Here is a 23,119-nt window from a genome sequence, read left to right as displayed (position 1 = left end):
ACTTTAGTTGTTTGTTAATCTTATGGATTCTAACAGTTCAAAACTGTCTTTAAGTCTAATATCTTGAGAAGAAGCTCCTAGTTGAACTTCAAATTCACCGGCTTCGGCTACGTGATTCATTTCGGCATCAAAAAGTGCTAATTCTACTGGCGTCAACGTGAACGTCACTGTTTTGCTTTCGCCTTTGGCCAAATGGATGCGTTCAAAACCGCGTAATTGTTTTACTGAAGTCACCACGCTGCTTACCACATCACGCACGTACAATTGAACGACTTCATCCCCATCACGATCTCCGGTATTGGTAACTTCAACCGAAACTTCAATGGTCGTGCTTGCAGCATTTCCGCTTTGCGTAATCTTTAAATCAGCATAGTCAAAAGTAGTATAACTCAAGCCGTGACCAAAAGCATACAAGGGTGCCGAAGTTTCTTCTACATAGTCACGACGCTTGGGCCACCAGTGATTATAATACACCGGTGATTGTCCTACCGATTTTGGTATCGAAACCGGTAAACGACCCGCCGGATTATAATCACCAAATAAAACATCTGCCAGCGCGTGACCTCCCTGCGAACCGGGATACCACGTGTCTATAATTGCAGGAATGTGTTTGGCAGGCCAATTGATCAACAATGGTCTGCCAGTAATCAACACTAATATTGTTGGGGTTCCTGTCGCTTCCACAGCCTGTAAAAGCTCCAATTGTTTTCCCATAAGGTCTAAGGTAGAACGGTCGTAGCCTTCACCACTTTCCATATCACTTAGCACCTCATTTTCTTTTGAAGACACGGTTGCCGCACCGGTTTCCAGATATTCGGTTTTGAAATCCCGTGCACTGGAACCTCCTAAAACCACAATAGCAACTTCGGCATTTTTTGCCGCAGCTACCGCTGCCGGAATATCGGTTTGTGTGGTATCGCGAATGGCTGTCCCTTTTACATAAGTGATCTCAGCCTTTGGCATTTTGGCACGAATTCCCTCAAGAGGCGTCACAATAAATTCTGGCTCTTGAGGCGCAGTATAATCTCCCAATTGATTGTATTGAGTATCTGCATTGGGCCCGATCACTGCAATTTTTTTAAGGTCTTTAGATAGTGGAAGCAATCCATTCTCATTTTTGAGTAAGGTTACCCCTTCTAGCGCCATTTCTTTTGCGATCGCTATATGTGCAGTACTGCGCACCTCTTTTTTGGGTGTCTTTTCTTCTACGTATGGATTTTCAAAAAGTCCCATTTTAAACTTTAAACGCAATACGTTTTTCACCGCTTCGTCCAAACGTGCTTCAGAAACCTTTCCACTTTTAAAAGCATGGAGCAATTCATCATCAAAGCCATTTCCGCCTAAATCTGCATCCACACCGGCGTTCATCGCCAAGGCTGCAGCGTCTTCAAAAGTTGCCGCTGCATGATGATCACCTTTGATTCCTTCAATACTTGCCAAGTCTGAAACTACAAAACCGTCAAAGCCCCATTGCTCCCGCAATAAACCGGTAAGCAAAGCTTTGTTTGAAGTACTCGGAATTCCATCAACCGAACTATATGCCGTCATTACAGAAAGTGCTCCCGCATCGATCGCCTTTTTGAACGGATACATATAATCTTGCATGAGTTCGCGTTGCCCAATATGCACCGCACCGCCGTTGTGACCGCCTTCAGAAACTCCGTAAGCTGCAAAATGCTTTAAAGTTGAAATTACATTTTCGGGATTATCTATTCCTTCTCCCTGGAAGCCTTCTATAACGCCCAATCCCATTTCAGAAATTAAATAAGGATCTTCACCAAAGGTCTCTTCAACCCGAGACCAACGCGGTTCACGCGCTAAATCTAATATAGGCCCGTAACCAATGTGCGCACCTTGAGCGCGTAATTCTTTTGCAACTGCCGCTCCCATTTTTTTATTCAATTGCGGATTAAAGGTACTCGCCTGAGCGATCGCCGAAGGAAACTCTGTTGTCCCAATTGCCATATGCCCGTGCATCGCTTCTTCTGCCAGAAATAAAGGAATTCCTAACCTGCTTTCTTCAACAGCTACTTTTTGAATGGCATTGGTCGCCTTTGCTGCTAGTTCTGGATTTAGACCGTTTAATAAGGTTTTTTGCGTCCAAGGATCGGCACGCATCACGCCCCAAAGGGCGCCAATTTTCTGTTCTTCGATCGCCGTTTTTAGCGCTTCGCTTGCTTCAACCGAATTACCGGTTTTGGTATACATTTTCCACCCTAAAAGGGTGGTAAGCTGACCTACTTTTTCTTCTACAGTCATGCGCTCTAGCAGATCTGTAACCCTGGCTTCTATAGGCGCTCTAGAACTTTTGTAAACAGCATTAGCAGGAACTTGCTCCTGTGCCGAAAGTTGCACTGCCATGAAAACAAGCACGAACACAGCAGTTGTCAACTTTCTCAAATAAATATAACACATATGACCTTTTAGCTTTTTTCTGAAGGTATTGTCAAAATCTCAACAATAAGATAAAAATACTTACAATACGCTCTTTAAAACTATAAGAACATCAATTCGTTTTGAAAATTAATCGCTGAATAACCGTTGCGCGTAGCTTAGCGACGCTAAATATTAAGATTTTCTTAAATGTTTTAGATGTGCGAAGTACTGAATTATGAGTTTCATTTAGCATATTTGAATTTATGGTACTCTATCAAATGTTGCCAATTTTGAGAGTCTAGAATTTTCACCAATATGCCCTCAATATGCCCATATTCTAGATAACGCTTCTTAAAAACCTCCCTAGAAAACTCATAAAATATTTCAACATCATTGTAAGATAAAATATTCTCACAATTCTCATGAATAAACTGCTTAACTGAATCCTTTAGAACTCGCTCTATTGTTTTCTTTCGGAGATTATCGATCTGATTTTGAGACAAACTCAAGTAAGATTCTATGGAAAAACATTTAAAAAATTGGTTAACTTCAATAAAGTCTCCTTCATATTCCGACCTATTCAACAATGCCTTATATATTGAATCCGCGTTACTCCTAACGGTATCACTAACTACTTCAAATTCCCGGTATTTAATCATAAAACCACAATAAACTTCTAATGGCACTTCATTATAACCAACCAATACAAGTGATTCAATTTGATTTGAAAATAGTTCTGCTATTTCTCTAATCTCGAAATAGTAAATTAATGTTTCAAAATATTTTATTAGCTCTATATTATTTTTAAATAAATGAAGCCGACTTTCATTTAAAAAAAGTTTTTTAAGCTCACTCAAATTAAAAATTTCTAACAAGTCCCTTTTGTGATGATTAAACCTTATCCAAATAATGGCACCATCATCAAAACAAGAAACAGACCCTTTAATTAACTCTAGATTATTTCTAATTTCTTTAATTAAAAAATCCCCAACGGAAGGATTAATAAATTCAATAAAACTCTCATTGTCCATCGACCTGTTTCGATTAATCGTAATAAATGTACCATCTAATATAGTAGTACACTCCTTGAACTCATTATTTTGCTTAAGGAAATTATTATGTAGTACTTCAAAATCTAAGCGTCGATTAAATGAATTTTTAAATTTCATATGCTCACAACCTCCCCCAAAAAGAAATAAATGATTTAAGTATATGCGGCTTTTATAATCTATTTGATGATTATAAGCAAAGTCCCATATTTCAGAGGGATCGTTCAAACTAGAAATTACAAACTCTTTATAATCATTCTCGTTTAATTCATAGTTAAGTCTATCTGTCACATGTTCGATTAGCCTTGGGGAAAAATTCTTATGCCCTATAATTTTTTTTCTAAATTCTTTTTCGAAAAAGCTCTTTTTAAATGAGTTTCTCTGCAAATGATTATCAAGAATCTTACCCTTCTCATAATAATTGAGTGCAGATGCATCAACTTCAAATTTAGAAATACTATGGAATGCTCTTTTAAGTTTATCAGATCGATAACTAGCCGTATTAATAATATTAGTCCTTGAAGTCATAATAAGAGCTTTATCACTCTTATTTGATATTCTCCTTAACAATTTATTAAGCCTACCTTCATTCCTCAAAGAGTCAGATAAAACGAAGGAGTTTGCACCAAGGAAGTCATCATAATAAAAAACATAAGGACACTCATCGGAATCAATTAACCTTTCTATTTCAGAGTCTAATGTTAAAATTTCAATAAACGTATAACCCTTCTCAATGAAGTAAAAGGATAATATTTTAGCTAGTGTAGTTTTACCCACTCCGGGTAGTCCTTTTATAATTAAAACATTAGATTTTTCGATTATCGATAATGCCTTACTAAAACTTTTAGTTTGTACAAAATATTTAATTTGGCTTTTAATTTCCTCAACCGTAAAATTACTTCTTGTAAGAGTAGCATTGTTGAGCAATCGTTCTAGAGTAACAGAATTAGAAAAGTAAAGTTTTACGAATTTCTTTTCAATTCTAGAATATTTAGATAATAAACGATTTAGATCCTCTCTTCCATAAATATCATTTAAAGAGATAATAAATGGACTGAAATATTCAATAAGTTTCTTTTTATTAGCTAAAGACATCGGAACAGATGTCATGAAAATGTATTTTGAAGGGTTTAGCTTCTTTACTTTTGACAATTCGTTTATCCCTTTTACCTTTCTCTTTAGACTGTAAAATAAATCAGAAAATTTCCCCCTTGAAAGTTTAACTTGTCCAACTACACTAGTTTCTCCATCTTCAAAATACAAATCAACACCTTCATCTTTGCCTCTCTTAAAATTGCTAAATGAGAGTATATGCTCATAATCTAAGCCGTGATTCGATTTAATATGAATTTTGTTTTCCTCATTCAACAATTCCCTACAAAGAATTTCAAACTCATAATCATCAAAATTTTCAAAATTGTAATCAACCATCTCATTACACTTACATTTAAAATTAAAATAATGATTGGATTTAATACTTAAAATAGTCAATTTCTTAAACAAAAAAAGGGCGCTTGCAAAAGCGCCCTTTTCACCAGAAACAATTTAAAAAAAACTCAAAAAACTCTCGTTTTTATGCGCTGCCATAACTTCACCAGGGCTATGGTTGCAATCAGCGTGAGTAACGTTAGGATGCTGGCTTGAGTGTAATACCCATAAATCCAGTATCCGGTGCTAAATAACGCACCATATATTGTAATACAGCCCACGAGTGTTGCTAAGATTCCCGCGGGAACAGACCATTTTTGATTAGACTCCATTAAAGCCTGACCTTCTGCACGTGCGCGCACAATGATCTTTTCCCAACCCGGACCTCCAGGCTGCGTTTGTTTATAAAAATTAAATAAGGTTTTATCTTTTTCAGGCTTGGTTAAATAGGTTACCGAAATCCAAACTATTGAAGTAAGCAAAACGACCACCGGATAGGTTGACCAATTAGGTAACAATCCATCTACCTCTGCAGTACCAAAAAGAACAACACCCAATGAGGTAAAATTGAATAGAATCGAAATGATCCCGGAAGAGAACATCGCAGAGATCTCACTCCATGCATTAATGCGCCACCAGAACCAGCGTAAGATAAATATCAACCCGGTACCTGCCCCAAACATCAAAATAATATTGAACAGTTGATAGGCATTCGTAAGCAGTAACGCAACTCCAGAACTGATTACCATCAATAAAACCGTAGAAATTCGTCCTACGTTCACCATTTCTTTTTGAGAAGCTCCAGGCTTAACGTAGCGTGCATAAAAGTCATTTACCACATACGAAGAACCCCAGTTTAAATGCGTTGATATCGTAGACATATATGCCGCAATTAATGAAGCCATCACAAGACCTAATAATCCGCTGGGCAACTTGGTCAACATCGCCGAATAGGCTAAATCATCTCCTAACTTACTTTCTACAATATTCGGGAACGCTTCGTGAATACTTGCGATATCTGGATACACAACTATTGAAGCCAAGGCTACTAAAATCCACGGCCAAGGACGTAATGCATAATGCAATGCGTTAAAGAAAAAAGTTGCTCCAATGGCGTGGTTCTCATCTTTAGCAGCAAGCATACGCTGCGCAATATAACCACCACCTCCGGGTTCTGCCCCGGGATACCAGGCACTCCACCATTGTACCGCAAGCGGAATGATCAATAAAGTGATCAAGATGGTAGAATCGTCAAGATCAGGAAGGATATTGATTTTATTGATCACTGCTTCGTTAGCCATTAAACCTTCCATCCCACCAACTTCTGGCAGATTCACACAGTAATATGCTGCACCAATACCGCCGGCCATTGCCGCAAAAAAGAGAATAAAATCGGTATAAACCACCCCTTTAAATCCTCCAATCGTACTGAAGATTACTGTGACCAACCCGGCGTAACCTATAGTTTCTAACGGAGTCAAACCAAGCATGATTTGACCTATTTTAATCGCAGCCAAAGTCACAGCGCTCATCGCCATGATATTGAAGATCACACCCAAATACACCGCACGAAAACCACGTAAAAATTTAGCAGGTTTTCCGCCGTAGCGTAATTCATAAAATTCAATATCGGTATTCACTTCAGACTTACGCCACAGTTTTGCATATACAAAAACAGTAAGCAAACCGGTGATCAAAAATGCCCACCAAACCCAGTTACCACTCACTCCTTGATTACGCACAATATCGGTAACCAAATTAGGCGTATCGGTAGAAAAGGTGGTCGCCACCATTGAAATCCCCAATAACCACCACGGCATGTTTCGGCCTGAGAGAAAATATTCTGAGGAGCTTTTACCTGATTTTTTTGCAACCAAAAGCCCAACAATAAGGGTTGTTGCAAAAAAGCCAATGATAATGGCATAATCAAGTGTTTCTAAAGCTACCATAAATGAATATTCGTTTAATTTTTATTGTCTCAACTTAAAAGTGATAACGCATAAAAGCTTCCATCGCAGCATATTCTGCAAGTCCTAAAGCTCTGTACTTACCAGCAGTCTCTTTATTCCGATCTTCGGCACGCACCCAAAACTCACGCAAGTCTTCTCCTTGAAACATCACACCGTCTTTTTGTGACTGGTGATAAAAGATCGCCTGACGCTTTTTAAGCACCTGATCTGGACTCATAGGCACTGCCATCTCGATCTCGTGCATTTCAAACTCGTGCCAAGCTCCGCGGTACAACCACACCCAGCAATCATTCATATACGATTCGCTCTTGAGCTGCTTAAGTGATTCAAAAATAATATTTAAACACACTTTATGCGTCCCGTGCGGATCTGCAAGATCACCAGCCGCATAAATTTGATGCGGTTTTACTGTTGCGATTAGGTCATTCACAATGTCAACATCATCCTGAGACATTGGATTCTTTTTAATCCCTCCTGTTTCATAGAATGGAAGGTCTAAAAAGTGTACTTGCTCGTCAGGAACTCCCTCAAAACGGGTCGCTCCTAAAGACTCACAACGTCTTATAATTCCTTTTAACTGACGCACTTCAACCGGATCGATCTCATTGCGTTGTTTATTCTTTATTTGTTCAGCAATCGCTGCAAATTTCTCTCTGTCACCGTTACCAATTTGCGCAGCAACCTCAGCAAACTTCAAAGCCTCGTGGTCTGAAACCGCAATATTTCCTGAAGTCTGATAGGCGATATGCACATCGTGGCCCTGCTCTACCAGACGATCAAAAGTACCTCCCATAGAGATCACATCATCATCAGGGTGTGGACTAAAAATAATCACACGTTTTTTTGCAGGCTCGGCACGTTCTGGTCTATTAGTATCATCTGCTCCCGGCTTACCTCCCGGCCATCCCGTGATGGTATGCTGAAGCTTATTAAACATTTCAATATTAAGATTATATGCAGAACCTTGAAGCGCCAGAAGGTCTGACATCCCGTTGTCGTTATAATCTTTATCGGTAAGGCTTAAAATCGTTTTATTTACTTTTTGGCATAGCCAAAACACTGCTTTCGCAGTAAGTTCTTTGGTCCAATCACAAGTACCCACTAACCACGGTGTTTTCACTCGGGTTAATTCTGAAGCAGCTGCATCATCAAGTACAAATGTGGTATTCTCGTGCTCCTGTAAATAGGTTGCCGGTACATGCGAAGAGATTTCACCTTCAATGGTTTCCTTTAAGATTTCAGCTTTATTTTGCCCCCATCCTAAAAGCACAATACGCTTAGCACCAAGCACGGTATTGATCCCCATTGTGATCGCCTTCTTAGGCACATTAGACAAACCTCTAAACGCTCCCGAAGCATCAGCACGCGTCAAGTAATCTAACGTAATCATTCGGGTACCACTGTTAAAGTGCGACCCCGGTTCGTTAAAACCAATATGACCGGTTCGCCCGATTCCCAATAACTGAAAATCTAAACCTCCGGCTGCTTTTATTTTTTCTTCGTAAGCGATACAGAACGACTTGATCTCTTCTTGAGCAATCGTCCCGTCTGGAATATTCACCTGCTCTGCAGGAATATCCACGTGATTGAATAAATGCTCGTGCATAAAGTAGTGATAACTCTGCACGTCTGATTTATCCATCGGCCAGTATTCATCAAGATTAAAGGTAATCACATTTTTAAAGCTCAAGCCTTCTTCCTGATGCATACGCACAAGTTCTGCATATACATTGATAGGCGAAGAACCGGTTGCAAGACCTAAAACGCATTTTTCACCAGCAGCTTCTTTGCTTCTGATTAAAGCTGCGATTTCCTGAGCTACGATTATTGAAGCATCTGTAGCATTTTGAAAACTGATGTTGTGTATTTTTTCAAAACGCGTTTCTTCAAACTTCCCCGCGGGTTCATATTTGATCAATGCCGAATCTTTAACCTGTAAATCCATATCTACTGAATGAGTTTTGCTGACTTTTAAAAAATGCTTAGAAAACTATTATTCTTTATTATTCTCACATCATCACGTTACAATATCTAGCTTTCTAAGGTTGAAATTCCCAATTTTCTTAACTATTTCAAAAAAGATTCGATAGACAACTGCTGTAAGAAGCTAAATAACATCTTTTCTAAAACGCAATCGGCAATCAAAGGTTAATAAAATGAGAACAATGCGCCTTCACTTATTCAAAAACTACGTTAGTTGCCTTAACCCAATCCTTATGAGCGATCACCGGCTTTCTATAGGTTTTACCATCTATGGAGTACAAACTTGACCTATTTGATGGATCTTTTGACGCATTTTGAATCGTCAATGTTTTGTTATCATAAAACTCGGGATTCAAGTGAATCGTGATCTTTTTAAACTGCGGTGCCGAAAGCGTATACGTAGCATCTCCCGGAGTCATCGGGTAAAAGCCCATCATCGCATAAATAAGCCAAGCACTCATCGTTCCTGTATCTTCATTCCCCGGAAGCCCTGCAGGTTTATTTGTAAAATACGTGTCAATTAAAGACGCTACTTTTTCTCGGGTCTTATAACTCTTCCCTGGCAAATAGTTATACAAAAACGGATAAGCAATATCTGGCTCATTAGCCATATCAAACTGATCTTCTGCAAAAAGCGCATCGAGCTTAGCTTCAAACTTTTTGGCCCCACCCATCAACTTGATCATTCCTTTAATATCGTGTGGCTGCATAAATAAATACTGCCACGCATTACCTTCTATAAAGCCAGGATTCTCGGTAAAATTAGCACCAGCAAGGGGATCAAAGGGTTCGTACCAACTCCCATCTGCCATTTTAGGTTGTAAAAAGCCTGATTCTTTATTGAATAGTTTTTTATAAGAAAGCGCGCGTTTCATAAAACGCTTAGCATCTTCCTTTTTTCCTAATTCTTCTGCAAGCAATGCAATGTTATAGTCGGCAATATTGTATTCTTGAGTTGTAGACACAGGCCCAGAAATACCAGAATCAACACTCACATACCCTTTATCAATATATTCGGCTATGCCAGGCCGCAACGGATTCTCATCACGGGCATCAGCGCTTTTTAGCATCGCGGCGTATGCTTTTTCAATATCAAAATCGGTAATTCCTCTTAAATAAGTATCTGCTAAAACTACTGCTGCAGGGTCACCAACCATAGTAAAGGTTTCGGTTGCATTAAGCTCCCACTTGGGCAGCCAATCATTTTGGTCATAGATCTCAAGCATAGAATTTACCATATCTAACTGCTCCTGCGGATACAACAAACTCATCAACTGGTGGTAATTGCGATAAGTGTCCCAAAGCGAAAATACCGTATACCGCGTACCATCTGTTTTTTTAGTCGCCCGGGTTTTCATTGCGGGATACTCACCGTTTCTGTCATTTAAAATACTGGGCGCGATCTGCGTGTGATACAATCCGGTATAGAAAATGGTTTTATCATCTTCATCGTCACCTTCTACCTCTACTACACTCAATTTATCATTCCACGCTTTTTTGGTTTGCTCATACACCTCGTCAAAAGATGCATCGCCCACTTCTTTATCAAGATTCTCACGTGCGTTTGCTATGCTCACATAAGAAACGCCGATTTTCATCACGACCTGCGTAGGCTTTTCAAAATCATACTGCACATAAGCGCCAATACTATCTCCCACCACTTCACGCATAAATTGCTCTTTGAGACGCGTCTTTCCGTTATAACCCATCCACTGCGCTTCTACACCTTCATAGGTTGCCGGTTTATCCCAAATACCAAAATTTTGTGGTGCTTCAGAAATGCGCGCAACAAAATATACCGGATAGGCACTTTCAGCATTATTATAACAAAACGAACCTACCATACGGTAGCCTTCAATCTCTGTAGGTGAATTGAACTTAAGCATCGCACCGTGTTCGTTAGTAAGACCAAGGCCTAAATTCAATAAAAGATTGGCCTTTCCGGCAGGAAAACTATACCTGCTCACACCCACGCGCGTGCTTGCGGTGAGTTCGGTTTTGACATCATATTTATCTAAGTCAACCGAATAATATCCCGGTTTTGCTTCTTCGTTTTTATAGGTCGTACCATACTCTAAATGCGCTGTTTTGAGTTCGCCTGTAGTGGGCATACTCAAAATCACGCCTAGATCAGGACAGCCCACACCACTCATATTAAGGTGACTGAAACCGGTTAAAAAGGTATTCTCGTTCACATAAGGGTTAGACAACCAGCGGCTGTCTTTTTCCAGTACATTTTGAGGCCCAGCAACGTTAAATGGCGAAACACTCGCCATCCCGCGCGGAGCGATCGCTCCCGGATGGGTAGCTCCAAAATTAGAAGTACCTATAAATGGGTTAACATATTGGGTGTAATCCTTTTGCTGCGCAGTTGCCACAAAACCGAAGCATAATGCGACGAACAAAGCAACTTTTAAATAATTCATGCTCTTATATTTTCTCTTAATTCACTAAAATCTCATCTACAAACAACCACGCGCCGCCTCCTTTTGGAGTTTTAGACAAAGGCTGAATACTTACGCGAATGTACTGTGCCTGCTGCGCTTCAAAATCCAGTTTAAAATTCTCAATCTTTGCGCCCGGATTGGGTTGATAATCTCGTGTGGTTTGCGCTACTTGCTGAAAGTTTGCCCGATCTTGAGACACTTCAACTTTCACTTCCTCTGGAAAATAAATCCCGGTTCCCTGCTCTTCTAAAGTTCCTACAACCACTTGCTGCACGTATTTCAATTCCTGTAAATCGATCGTAACCACAGCCGGATTATTGATCCATCCCTGCCAGCGACCGTCTTCAAAATATTTGCTTCCGCGCAGCACATCAACTAAAGCTGTTGCCCCAGTTGAAGCATAATTCGCATTGTAGTCAAATTTATACGTTACCGGCTTTGCAACGGCTTGATGAAAGTCAAAAAACTTATTCATCGCATCGCCCATTTGCTTTCCGTTTTCAAAAACAGCAGCTTTTACGAGCGTGGTGCTATCAATTGTAATTGGCACTTCATAAACTGAAGATCCTGAAGTTAATTCAGCATCATCTAATGCGTAATGAATTTCAGTTTCCGGAAATTCTGATTGTAAAGCCACCGTTATCTTACCGGTTTCTAAATCAATTTCAGACTCCGGTTGAATAGCAAACGCACTTTTTGCATAATTGATATCCATCACGTCAAAACGTTGCATCATTTTACGCACACGCTGCGCGTAGTTTTGCCAATCTTGTTTTTCTTCTGGACTCCAAAGTACTTCTGCAGCCGCTGTTAACCTTGGAAATAACATGTATTCTGAATGCGCTTCGGTAGGAATATATTCTGACCACAAATTGGCCTGCCCTCCTAAAACGTGTTTCTTTTGTTCTACGCTCATCGAGTCGACCACCGGACTAAACGCATACACTTTTTCTAGCGGAAGAAACGCATTAAAGGCTACCGGCTCATAGTCTGGACTGCCTTGATAATAATCAAAATACATATGGCTCACCGGTGTCATAATCACATCGTGACCGGCTTTGGTCGCTTCCCAACCTCCTTCAAAACCACGCCAACTCATCACCGTTGCTTTTTGTGGCAAACCACCTTCGAGAATCTCATCCCAACCGATCAAGGTTCTATTGTGAGCGCTTAGAAATTTCTCAATGCGCTTCATAAAATAACTTTGCAATTCGCCGGTATTCGCAAGACCTTCTTCGCGCATGCGCTTTTGGCAATGTGGGCAGGTTTCCCAGTCGGTTTTTGTTGCTTCATCTCCGCCTGCGTGAATGTATTCTCCCGGAAAAAGTTCCATTACTTCGGTTAACACATCTTCAAGAAATTCAAAAGTAGATTCTTTACCTGCGCAATAAATATCGGTTATGGGCCACACACCTCCCGAAGGCACTGCGATAGGTTCTTCTTTACACGACAACCAAGGGTACGCCGCGATCGCGCTCATCACGTGCGCGGGCATCTCGATTTCAGGAATCACTCGAATTCCTTTTTCTTTTGCGTAGGCTACGATCTCTTTAATGTCTTCCTGCGTGTAAAAACCACCAAAAGTTGCTTCGTCATCCGGATCATTTGGAGTGCGGGCATTCCAGTGTTTGTTTTCCTGGTCTACGCGGAAACCTCCAACTTCTGTAAGTTTAGGATACTTCTTAATTTCTATGCGCCAGCCCTGATCGTCTACCAAGTGAAAATGAAAGGTATTGAGCTTTAGAAAAGCCATACGATCCAGATGTTTTTTGATGTATTCTTTACCGAAAAAATGACGAGAGACATCTAAATGGCTTCCGCGATACGGGTATTGCGGTGCGTCATCAATTGAAACATTAGGAATGTATAATGCTAGATCTGAAACCTCTGAAGTACTTTCAATCTCTTTTGGAAGCAGTTGTCTGATGGTTTCTAAACCGTAAACGAAACCTAGTTTAGAGTTGGCTCCTAAAGTCACTTTTTCATTAGTAACCTTGAGCGAATAAGCCTCACTTTCTAAAGTGTCATTCCGTTTTAACTGAATGCTATTTGAAGTTTTTTCTGAAGTAACTCCTAGCGTAAAGCCTGCAGACCGCACTAATAGATCATTGAGAATACCGGTTAGAACCTCAAGACTATCTTCTGCAATAACAAATTGCGTTTCTGGAGTGATCTCAAAACTCCCGGAATGCAACTCCAAAGATTTAGGTTGAGGAATTAAAACCAGATCAGCCTCAGTAAAAGAGGGATGCTCCTTTTCGGCACAACCTATCAAGGCAATTGCTAAAAGAAAAAAGAGTGTTTTTATAGGTTTCATAAAATAGTATTTCAATATTTTGAATCTAAGACAAGCCATTCTATTACATAGCATAAGGTACAGTTGTCCCAGAAATTGTTTTCCGGGACTAGCTGTACCTAAGTAAACTTCCTCAGGGCAAGCCCATAAGGCATTGATTGGAAACGAATTTTCAATTTCGAGGCAAGCCTCGAAGTATTAAACCCTTTGGCGGTGCCAATAAAGATTCGTTCTTGGTTTTAGAATCTCTAAGCGAATCTAAACACACATATAAAGCCTTATGCCAGGCTTAGTTTGCAGCCTTAATTACCTCAAGTAATTCTGGCGTAAGCGCATTTCCGTCAAAAAAGGATGCTCCTTTTGCACCGTTATCTTTTGCAAGCTGAATGGCCGTTGCAAGATCTTCGGGACTCATTTCTGGCACATAAATACCAGTATGCAATTCTGTACCTGTTCCTTCAAGATCTTTTACACCCTGACCGGTAGCAAAGCCAATCCAGTCGATCTCTTCGTTATAAAAATTGTGGTAGATCATAGGTAAAACCACATCGATGTTCCATTTATCCCAACGCTGACGCACCATATGGTCTGCCATTTCAGGATAAGGAAAAACAGCTCCTGTTAAGAGTTTTCCGTTTTTATGCGCAATCTCATAGGCATCGTCAACAACAGCTTTGATCTGATTTAAACGGAATTGTTTCCACTCCATATCGATCGCCGTGTTGTGTGATTCTAACGGATTTTTATGATGCTCTTCTTCAAACTTTGCAATACAAGCGTCGCAATAACAGAAATCATATTCAGGCAACTCTGTGTCTTGAACGAGATCGTATTTTGGTAAAAGACCTATTGGTAAGAACACATCTGGATAACGAATGTAATCCAGATGGAAACTGCTCACACCTTCTACCTGAGTAAGCTTGTCGATCAAACCTAAAATGTGATTACGCGATCCCTCACGCGTAGGGCATAAAAACTGATAATAATCTACATACGGACGATGGTCAAACGTTGAATTTCCTTCTTTGCTTACCGCATACCACTCCGGGTGTTTAAGCGCTACCGTGTCTCCGGGGCGGTTCATCGTAAACATCCAAGCGTGCACCTCAAGACCTTCAGCGGTTGCTAAAGGAGTAAGGCGGGCTAATAAATCTGCATCTGCATTGGTATTGATCAAAACAGCATCCAGACCATTTTCAGCATACTTCTTAAATTCCTCTACATAAGAATCATCGCTACGCTTAGGATCTGCAGTCGTCCAAGTCCAGAATTTAAAATCGTCAGATGCAGCAGATGCAGCAGCAGTTGTAGGCTCTGCAGCCTCTTCTTTGCTTCCTGCAGGATGCATATTATCAATACAAGAAGTAGCTATTATCGTGAATAGCGCTACGATTACAAGTTTTAGTTTCATAGATTTCCTTAATTAATTTTTGAATATTTGCCATCTTCCTGAATGCGATAGCTCGCATCAGAATATGGACTTTCGACAGTTATAGACCAACCATAGTTATGATTATCCAAAACCGGAGTTATAGTTTTTTGATCTAGCTGAAAGCTTTCAGCCTCAATTGCTTCAAGCGAAGTTGCCCAAGCTTTATGCTCAGAAAAATAGGCTTTTTGAGCACGGTAAAATTCATACAATTTCCAGCGTATTTTTTCCTCCTGCGGAATTTCAAACGTAACTTCGTCTGAAACCGGCTTGGTAGAAAAATACACATAGCCCCAATGCTCGGGTTCGTGCATATTGATCACACCTTGCGGCGACCACACCCAATTGTATTCGGGTAAAAAGTTGCCTTCAGCATCCTTTTTACGGCTGTAGGTCTCGCCGTCTAATTGGTGATCCCAATTCACACGAGAAAAATTAATGCGCCAAAATTGATCTGTGGGCAGGTCATTGCTTCCGCTAGCTTCTTTTAAGACTTCCCAAGGCATCGCAATCTCAACACTCCAACCCGCATCTGTATCTGTAGGATCGTTCAAAGTTCCATCAATAGAAACTGCAGTTTGCAAGCCTTGAATATCCCAACTGTCGAGTACAGGAGCCGACTCGCGATAGGGTTTTACCAGAAGTAAATCCCAAACCGTATTGAGGGCATTCATCTCAAACTCGTAATAGTTATGCGTGTCGCCGTCAGGATCTATAAAAATCTCAAAATCATTATTGTAAAAGATTACCGTATCACGTTGCTTTAGTGTTGCCCACACGTGCGGCTCTTTAAGTTCGGCATAGAAATATAGGTTTTCATCATCCCAAAGCATTTTTACACGCGTATCATACTTGGGTGTTTTTACACCTTCTATATCGATGAACGATGCAGAAAATGGTGCTTTCTGCCAGACTTCTTCATCGGCCTTGCCATCAATCTCAAGAGGTGTTTCTATATGATGTGCCACATAAGAACGTGGCACTTGTTCCTGAGCACAACTCAAAAAAGACACTAATAGAAACAGTAGTGAAATTGTGTTCTTAATCATATTATAAGCTGTTATTTTTAACGAAATCTATGATCTCGCTCAGTTTTCCAAAAGCTACCGAAGTTACGGTATCTGCCGCTCCGTAATACAACGCCACCTTATCTTCTTCTACAGAATGCAATGTAGCACAAGGGAACAACACATTAGGCACATCACCTACCAATTCGTAAGGCGCTGCAGGCGCTAATAAATACGGCTGACTGCGATACAATACTTTATCCGGGCTGTCTTTATCTAAGATCGCCGCTCCTACCGAATATCTAAATCCGTTGCAGGTATTGATCACCCCGTGATAAAACAGCAACCAACCTTCATCAGTTAAAATAGGTACAGGACCTGCACCAATTTTTGTACACTGCCAAGCGCTGTCTGTAAACGGCGCGACTTTCATCACACAACGGTGCTCGCCCCAATATTTCATATCTGGGCTGTAGCTGATGTAAATATCTCCAAAAGGCGTGTGACCGTTATCACTCGGGCGGCTTAACATCGCGTATTTCCCGTCTATTTTCTGCGGAAGCAATACACCATTTCTATTAAAGGGGAGAAAGGCATTTTCGCACTGAAAGAATTCTTTAAAATCAAAGGTATACCCAATACCAATGGTAGGACCGTGATAACCGTTACACCATGTGATCCAATAGCGATCCTCGATAAAACAAACACGCGGATCGTACTTGTAATCAGACTCGATCATCTCTGTATTTCCGGCACCAAACTCGATCGGATCGTGATTGATCTCCCAGTCGATTCCATCTTTACTAAAGCCTGCAAAAATATTCATTTGCACCGCTTTGTTATCACATCTAAAAACCCCGGCATACCCATCTTCAAACGGCACTACCGCAGAGTTAAAAATGCTGTTAGAACTAGGAATTGCATACCTGTCTATAATAGGATTTGCATCATAACGCCACATTACATCTGTGCTGTTTGCCGGTCTGTCTTGCCAAGGGATTTGCGTTGTACTCATAAAATATACTTCTATTATTCACCTGTTACGGTGTCTTTTTTCTTGTTTAGTTTTTTAATTTTTTAACCTTGTCTAACCACGTAAACTTTAGAATAAGCGAGGTTACCCCAAATACTAAAAAGCTTACTGCAGTTTTCTCATAATCTCTAACCACCAAATAAATAGGCAGTAAAATCATACTTGATTGCCATACTATACCCACGATACAGTTGAACATATCTAAGCCAAAATCTTTATTTTTTCCTACTTGCTCTTCTTCGGTTAATTGCTCGCGCACCGGTTTCCACCAGCCCCAAGGATGTACCGAAGTGTAAAAACGCTTTAAGGTTTTTGTCGCCGTTGGTGGAGTCAGATAGGTTCCCAGAAAAGATCCTAAAAGGGAAAAGCCGAGAATTACCGGAAATAAATAAATTGCCGGAATATGTGCATACCAGTACAAGAAGCTTCCTTCTGCATACGTTGATGCACCTTGATCTATCATAAACTGAAGCGTCGCAACTATCAAACCGCTCAACATCCCCCAAAAATACCCCCAGCCGTTAAAACGCCACCAGATCCATTTTAAGAAATTGGCAGCTACATAACCACCGTACAACGAACTCGTAATCCAAAGGGTGATCGAGTTGATCGAATCTGCAAAGAATCCCATAATGACCCCTAGAGTTACCACTGCAAAAGAAGCCACGTGACTTGCTTTTACATAATGCCTATCTGAAGCTTCAGGTTTAAAATATTTCTTATAAATATCATTTACGATATAAGCAGGACCTGCATTTACAAAAGCCGAAAACGTAGACATAAAAGCCGCCAACAATCCTGCAAGCAACAGCCCTTTGATTCCTACCGGAACGTGATTATTGATCACCTGCGGAAGAATCACCTCAAGATCATTACTGGTTACACCTCCTGAGTTTGCCAACTCTGGTGCGATGTAAACCAGACCCAAAAGTACAATTGCAGCGATCATCAAATACCGCGGAATGAACAAAACCAAGTTGGTAAATCCGCTCATATAGGCTGTATCTTTGGCGGTGCGTGTAGATAAAATACGTTGCATATCATAACTAGGCGTTGGCCCGGCAATACTTGCAAAGAATCCTTTAAACAGACTCATCCCCACAAAAGCGCCAAACATCTTATAACCCTGCGTATCAATGAGCGTGTTGAATTCTTCAAAATCACCTGCCCAGAATCCGGTGAGCTGGCTACCAAAAGTTACTGTAGTCCATTCTTCAGGAATCAAGGCTGTAATTTCAGCATCGGTAAAGGAGAAAAAGGTGTATCCGGCTACCAAAATTCCCGCAAGAACCATAATCCCAAACTGCAATACTTCGGTAGAAACTACAGAGAACATTCCGCCCTTGATCGTGTAGATCGTTGTAAGTAAAATAAGAATTAGCGCATAGACTTGTTCCGCATTTAAAAGTGTGACATCGCCCAGAACCAAACTTACATCCCAAGGTAAGATCACCGTCATAAATTTACCGGCTCCTTCAAAAAAGTAGGCAATAAATCCTACCGAAGCTACCACCGCAAAGATCGCTACGATCAAATGCGAAGCACGGCCGGCTTTGTCATCGCCAAAACGCGAGAGAATCCATTCTGAACCGGTCATCACGTTAGATCTACGTATCCAAACGGCCAAGAACATCATCACAAAAACCTGATTAAAAATGGGCCACATCCACATAAACATGAAGCTCTTAACCCCATATAAAAAGAGGATTCCTACCATCCAAGCCGTTCCAGAAACGTCAAACATTCCCGAGCCGTTACTCAAGCCTAAATAGTACCACTTGATACTTTTACCTCCTAGAAAATAAGAGTCAAGTCCTTTTGAGGCCTTCTTTGCTACGTAAACTCCAATCCCAATAGTAAGCAGCAGGTAAACTGCAATTATAATTACATCAATACTATCCATATTACTCTGCCTGTGCTGCTACACCCCAATTTTTATTAGGTGTTGCTCCCATTACTAATTTCAACTCACCACCAGCTGTGATTTGCTCGTGCGTGATGCTGGTTTGGTTAAACGCCTCTCCGTTAAGTGTAGCCGACTGTATGTAGAAATTGTCTTCTGAAACACCTGCTGCACTTATGGTAAAGGTTTTTCCTGACGGAAGATTGATCGTTGATTTCTCATAAACCGGACTTCCTATTTCATACGTCGCACTTGCAGGATTAAAAGGATACAGTCCCATCGAGCTCCAAACATACCAGGCAGACATTTGACCGGCATCTTCATTACCACTCAATCCATTAGGCGTAGTGTTGTACTGCGTTTTAAGAATTTGATTTATCCAATATTGTGTTCTCCAAGGCTTACCCGCACGGTTGAATAAATAGGCTATGTGGTGACTTGGCTCATTACCGTGTGCATATTGACCTATCAAACCTGAAATATCATTAGAGATATGCTCTCCAGTAATTTCTGAACTCTCTGTAAACAACTGCTCGAGCATCTCGGTAAAGGGTTCGGCACCGCCGTGAAGCGCTATAAAATTATCGGTGTCGTGAAGTACAAACCAACTGTGTTGCCACGCGTTCCCTTCGGTGTAATCTGTATTCTCGCGGTGTCTTGAAAATTTAGGATCAAAAGGCTCGTGCCACTCTCCTGTTGAAGACTTCCCACGCATAAAGCCGGTTTCGGCATCGTATAATTTTTCATAAGACTTGGAGCGTTCCTTGAAATATTGATAATCTTCTTCGTGGCCTAAAGCTTTTGCCATTTGCGCCACACACCAGTCGTTGTATGCGTACTCCAGATTAAAAGTGACGCTCTCATCTATTTTATCCCAAGGAATATACCCATACTCTTTAAGGAATTTGAGTCCGCGTGCGTCACGCATCTGCGTGTTTTTCATCGCCTCAAAAGCCTTTTCTGCATCAAAACCTTTAATCCCTTTAAAATAAGCTTCTGCAATCACAGGAATCGCGTGATTACCCGTCATAGTGTTGGTTTCATTTCCGTAGAGTGTCCACACCGGCAGACTCTTGTTCACCTCATAATACGTAAGCATCGAGTTTACCATATCACTTACTTTTTCTGGTTCCAAAAGCGTAAGTAATGGGTTTTCTGCACGGAAGGTATCCCACAAAGAAAGCGTAGAATATGCCGTAAAATCGGCCTTAGCAATGCTGTCATTTTCTAATCGAAACTCCCCATTTACATCTCCAAAAGTTACCGGAGCAATCTGGGTGTGATACAATGCTGAATAAAAAATCGTTTTTAAAGAATCGGTAGGCGTTTCAACTACGATATGTTCGAGTTGCTTTTCCCAGGTCTTTTTAGCTTCAGCCTTAGCAGTCTCAAAATCGGTATCGGCCGCTTCAGCAAAATTCGCTTTAGCGTTAGCCACACTTACCGAAGAAACCGAAACTTTTACGCTCACATCACGGCTCCCGTCAATATTGAAGAAAAACTGGGCGGCTGTGATTTTTCCGGCAACGCTATCTGTTTCGATCACTTTTTTATCCTGAACCAAAATATGTCTGGCAATCGGTTTTGAAAATTCGGCTACAAAAAACACTTTCTGATTTTTTGCCCACCCTGTGCTGTGGCGATATCCACTTATTGTAGTTTCATTTTCAATGTTTATCGCAGTTTCGGTTGGCGCATCCCAGTTGATCGCAAAGCCCAGATCAAGTACAACTGAAGCTTCTCCCGCTCCTTCATAATTGTATTTCTGAAAGCCAGTGCGTTGTGTTGCGGTAAGCCCCACTTTTATTTGCGAATCTTCAAGATACACCGAGTAGTAGCCTGGCTCGGCACTCTCGCGTTTGTGTGAATATTTTGAAGCATAAGGTCGGTCTGCAGGCTTCTCATAGCTTCCGGTAAGATCTACCTCCTTGTTGGTAGGCATAAAAAGAATATCGGCAAGGTCGCCAATTCCGGTTCCGCTTAAGTGCAAGTTGCTAAACCCTGAAACGATAGAATCAGAATAATGATAACCGGAACACCAGTCCCAGCCGTTTGTACCGTTATCCGGACTCACCTGCACCATCCCAAAAGGCACGGTAGCACCGGGATAGGTATGCCCATGACCTCCTGTACCGATAAACGGATCTACACTGGAGGTAAGGTTTAAATCTGTTTTTGCTTCAGCTTGAGGTTCTGCATCATTTTTACACGCTGCAACTCCAAAAATTAGAAGAATATAGAAAGTTTTTTTTAACATTTGTATGCCTGTTTGCGCCTCAATGGGCGTATTCTGCTAAGAATTTTAATAAATATGTAATATCTTATCCCGGATTCTAGCTTTTATTAGACCAACAACAGTTTTCAAAAGCTAAACAGCTTAAAAACCGACTTTTGACCTATGCCCCTTCGCCATTCTTTTAGAAATAACTTTTTGCTCAATGCAAATACGGGTTATAAAATTAATCTTACGCACCATCTGATTTTTTGGATTGTCTATTTTTTATTCAATTTTTTGCGTTGGGGAAGTTATTACAATGACTACCTATACTCCTTTAAAGCCAACATATTAGGGTTTCCTATTCACATCTCACTCACCTATTTTACGGTGTATGTATTGATCCCGATGTTTATCTATAAGCGCAAATACATCCTTTTTAGCCTGAGTCTTATTGGTGCGATTTTTATTATGGTAATCATTAAATATGAACTTACCTATTTCTTGATCAGTAACAATGTTTGGCCAGAAGGGCCCGAAGAAACCACAAGTCTTGGAGTGAATTATGTCGTGGTCATGATGCTGGGCGAATTGTATGTAATCTCGTTTGGAGCTGCTATCAAAATTACGATAGATTGGCTGCGCGAAAGACAAATCGCTGCAAATCTGGCTAAGTCAAATCTGGAAACCGAATTGCGTTTTTTACGTTCACAGATCTCTCCTCATTTCTTCTTCAACACCTTGAATAACATTTATTCCTTAAGTCTTGAGAAATCTGAAAATACGCCGGAAACCATTTTAAAACTTTCTGACTTGATGCGGTATTTGTTGTATGAAACCAAAGAAAAAAGGCAACCGCTGGCCAAAGAAATCAAGTTTATTCAAAATTATCTTGATCTTGAGCACATCAGGTACAACAAAAAACTGGATTTAAAGTTTGAAGTTACAGGCAACCCCAAAGGCAAAAATATCGCCCCTATGTTGCTCATTCATTTTATTGAGAATGGCTTTAAGCACGGTGCCAGCAAGAATATAGGCAAAGTAAAAATCAACATTCATCTCGATATCAAAGATTCGTTTTTATATTTTAAAATGAGCAACACCCTGCCTCAAAAAGAGTTACGCAATAAAATACCTGATGCCGGCGGTATTGGGATTGAAAATGTTGAAAAACGCCTTAAATTGGGCTACGGAGCTCAGGATTATGAGTTGAAAATTTATGAAGAGGACAATGAATATAAAGTATATTTAAAATTGAGATTATTATGAGTTTAAAATGTGTGATCATAGACGATGAACCCCTAGCCATCAATGTGATTAAAAATCATATTGCACAACTCAAAGGCTTGGAAATCATAAAAACATTTGACAACGCTATAGAAAGCTTAGACTTTTTACGCAGCAACGAGGTAGACCTTCTTTTTCTAGATATCAATATGCCGGTGCTTGACGGCCTTAGCTTTTTAAAAAGCCTAGACACCAAGCCTATGGTCATTTTAACCACAGCGCACGAAGAATATGCTGTTGAAGGTTTTGAACTCGAAGTTCTGGATTACCTCGTTAAACCCATCTCGCTCCCACGCTTTTTAAAAGCCACCAATAAAGCCCTTGCAAAAAAGCAAGAAAGCCCAAAAACTACAACAGAAAACGAGTCGATCTTTGTTAAGGTAGATAAGAAGAAAATGAAAAAAGTATATCTCGACGATATTCTTCTCGTAGAAAGCCTCAAAGATTATATCAAAATCATCACTATTAACGGCAATTATGTCGTGCATCAAACACTGGGCAGCTTTACCGATGAATTACCCAGCAATCAGTTTGTGCGTATTCATCGCTCGTACACGGCAAATATCAATAAAGTAGAAGCTGTTGAAGGCAATAGTGTCGAGATTGCAAACAAGCGTTATACCATAGGCCGCAACTATCTCGAAGATGCTAAAAACGCTATACTTCACAAGCAATCAGGAAATTAAAATGTTAAAG

General features: G+C 40.5%; 13 protein-coding genes. 2 read left to right on the top strand and 11 right to left on the bottom strand.

Going from position 1 to position 23,119, the window contains the following annotated elements:
- Positions 1 to 3 precede the first annotated feature (3 nt).
- The 11 genes from WA338_RS02960 to WA338_RS02910 form a co-directional block, all read right to left on the bottom strand.
- Complete coding sequence (locus WA338_RS02960) at positions 4 to 2,361, bottom strand: glycoside hydrolase family 3 N-terminal domain-containing protein (protein WP_273005663.1); 2,358 nt, start codon at positions 2,359 to 2,361, stop codon at positions 4 to 6.
- Between the two features lie 257 nt (positions 2,362 to 2,618).
- Entirely contained in the window at positions 2,619 to 4,856 is a 2,238-nt protein-coding gene (locus WA338_RS02955) for a hypothetical protein (RefSeq protein WP_272984518.1), read from the bottom strand.
- Positions 4,857 to 4,981: 125 nt separating this feature from the next.
- Positions 4,982 to 6,802, bottom strand: a complete 1,821-nt coding sequence (locus WA338_RS02950; RefSeq protein ID WP_273016819.1) for a sodium:solute symporter family protein — start codon at positions 6,800 to 6,802, stop codon at positions 4,982 to 4,984.
- Positions 6,803 to 6,836: 34 nt separating this feature from the next.
- Entirely contained in the window at positions 6,837 to 8,768 is a 1,932-nt protein-coding gene (gene nagB / locus WA338_RS02945; protein WP_273016820.1) for a glucosamine-6-phosphate deaminase, read from the bottom strand.
- A 232-nt stretch (positions 8,769 to 9,000) separates the two neighbouring features.
- Positions 9,001 to 11,232 carry a GH92 family glycosyl hydrolase gene (locus WA338_RS02940; RefSeq protein WP_273016821.1) on the bottom strand — a complete coding sequence of 744 codons (2,232 nt, stop codon included), beginning with the start codon at positions 11,230 to 11,232 and terminating at the stop codon, positions 9,001 to 9,003.
- 16 nt (positions 11,233 to 11,248) lie between these two features.
- Complete coding sequence (locus tag WA338_RS02935; protein ID WP_009778954.1) at positions 11,249 to 13,570, bottom strand: glycoside hydrolase family 20 protein; 2,322 nt, start codon at positions 13,568 to 13,570, stop codon at positions 11,249 to 11,251.
- A gap of 268 nt (positions 13,571 to 13,838) precedes the next feature.
- Positions 13,839 to 14,960 carry a hypothetical protein gene (locus WA338_RS02930; protein ID WP_009778953.1) on the bottom strand — a complete coding sequence of 374 codons (1,122 nt, stop codon included), beginning with the start codon at positions 14,958 to 14,960 and terminating at the stop codon, positions 13,839 to 13,841.
- Between the two features lie 8 nt (positions 14,961 to 14,968).
- Positions 14,969 to 16,027 (bottom strand): carbohydrate-binding family 9-like protein, encoded by a 1,059-nt coding sequence (locus tag WA338_RS02925; RefSeq protein ID WP_009778952.1) that lies wholly within the window; start codon positions 16,025 to 16,027, stop codon positions 14,969 to 14,971.
- Between the two features lies 1 nt (position 16,028).
- The gene (locus tag WA338_RS02920) at positions 16,029 to 17,000 is read right to left on the bottom strand and encodes a glycoside hydrolase family 130 protein (protein WP_009778951.1); all 972 of its coding nucleotides are present in this window, start codon (positions 16,998 to 17,000) and stop codon (positions 16,029 to 16,031) included.
- Between the two features lie 46 nt (positions 17,001 to 17,046).
- A complete protein-coding gene (locus tag WA338_RS02915; protein ID WP_272984523.1) occupies positions 17,047 to 18,921 on the bottom strand; it encodes a sodium:solute symporter family protein in 1,875 nt (624 codons plus the stop codon).
- Position 18,922: 1 nt separating this feature from the next.
- Positions 18,923 to 21,178 (bottom strand): GH92 family glycosyl hydrolase, encoded by a 2,256-nt coding sequence (locus tag WA338_RS02910; RefSeq protein ID WP_272984524.1) that lies wholly within the window; start codon positions 21,176 to 21,178, stop codon positions 18,923 to 18,925.
- Between the two features lie 141 nt (positions 21,179 to 21,319).
- On the opposite strand from WA338_RS02910, the gene WA338_RS02905 reads away from it, so the two are divergent.
- Together WA338_RS02905 and WA338_RS02900 are read left to right on the top strand one after the other, a co-directional pair.
- Positions 21,320 to 22,405 carry a sensor histidine kinase gene (locus tag WA338_RS02905; RefSeq protein ID WP_009778948.1) on the top strand — a complete coding sequence of 362 codons (1,086 nt, stop codon included), beginning with the start codon at positions 21,320 to 21,322 and terminating at the stop codon, positions 22,403 to 22,405.
- On the top strand, positions 22,402 to 23,109 hold the full coding sequence (locus tag WA338_RS02900) for a LytR/AlgR family response regulator transcription factor (protein ID WP_009778947.1): 708 nt from the start codon (positions 22,402 to 22,404) through the stop codon (positions 23,107 to 23,109). Before WA338_RS02905 ends, WA338_RS02900 begins: the two co-directional genes overlap by 4 nt.
- Positions 23,110 to 23,119: the final 10 nt, after the last annotated feature.

This window comes from Leeuwenhoekiella sp. CH_XMU1409-2, assembly GCF_037029365.1.
GTDB lineage: Bacteria > Bacteroidota > Bacteroidia > Flavobacteriales > Flavobacteriaceae > Leeuwenhoekiella > Leeuwenhoekiella blandensis.
The sequence above is the reverse complement of the archived record's forward strand: the minus strand, read 5'-3'. Positions and strand labels throughout refer to the sequence as shown.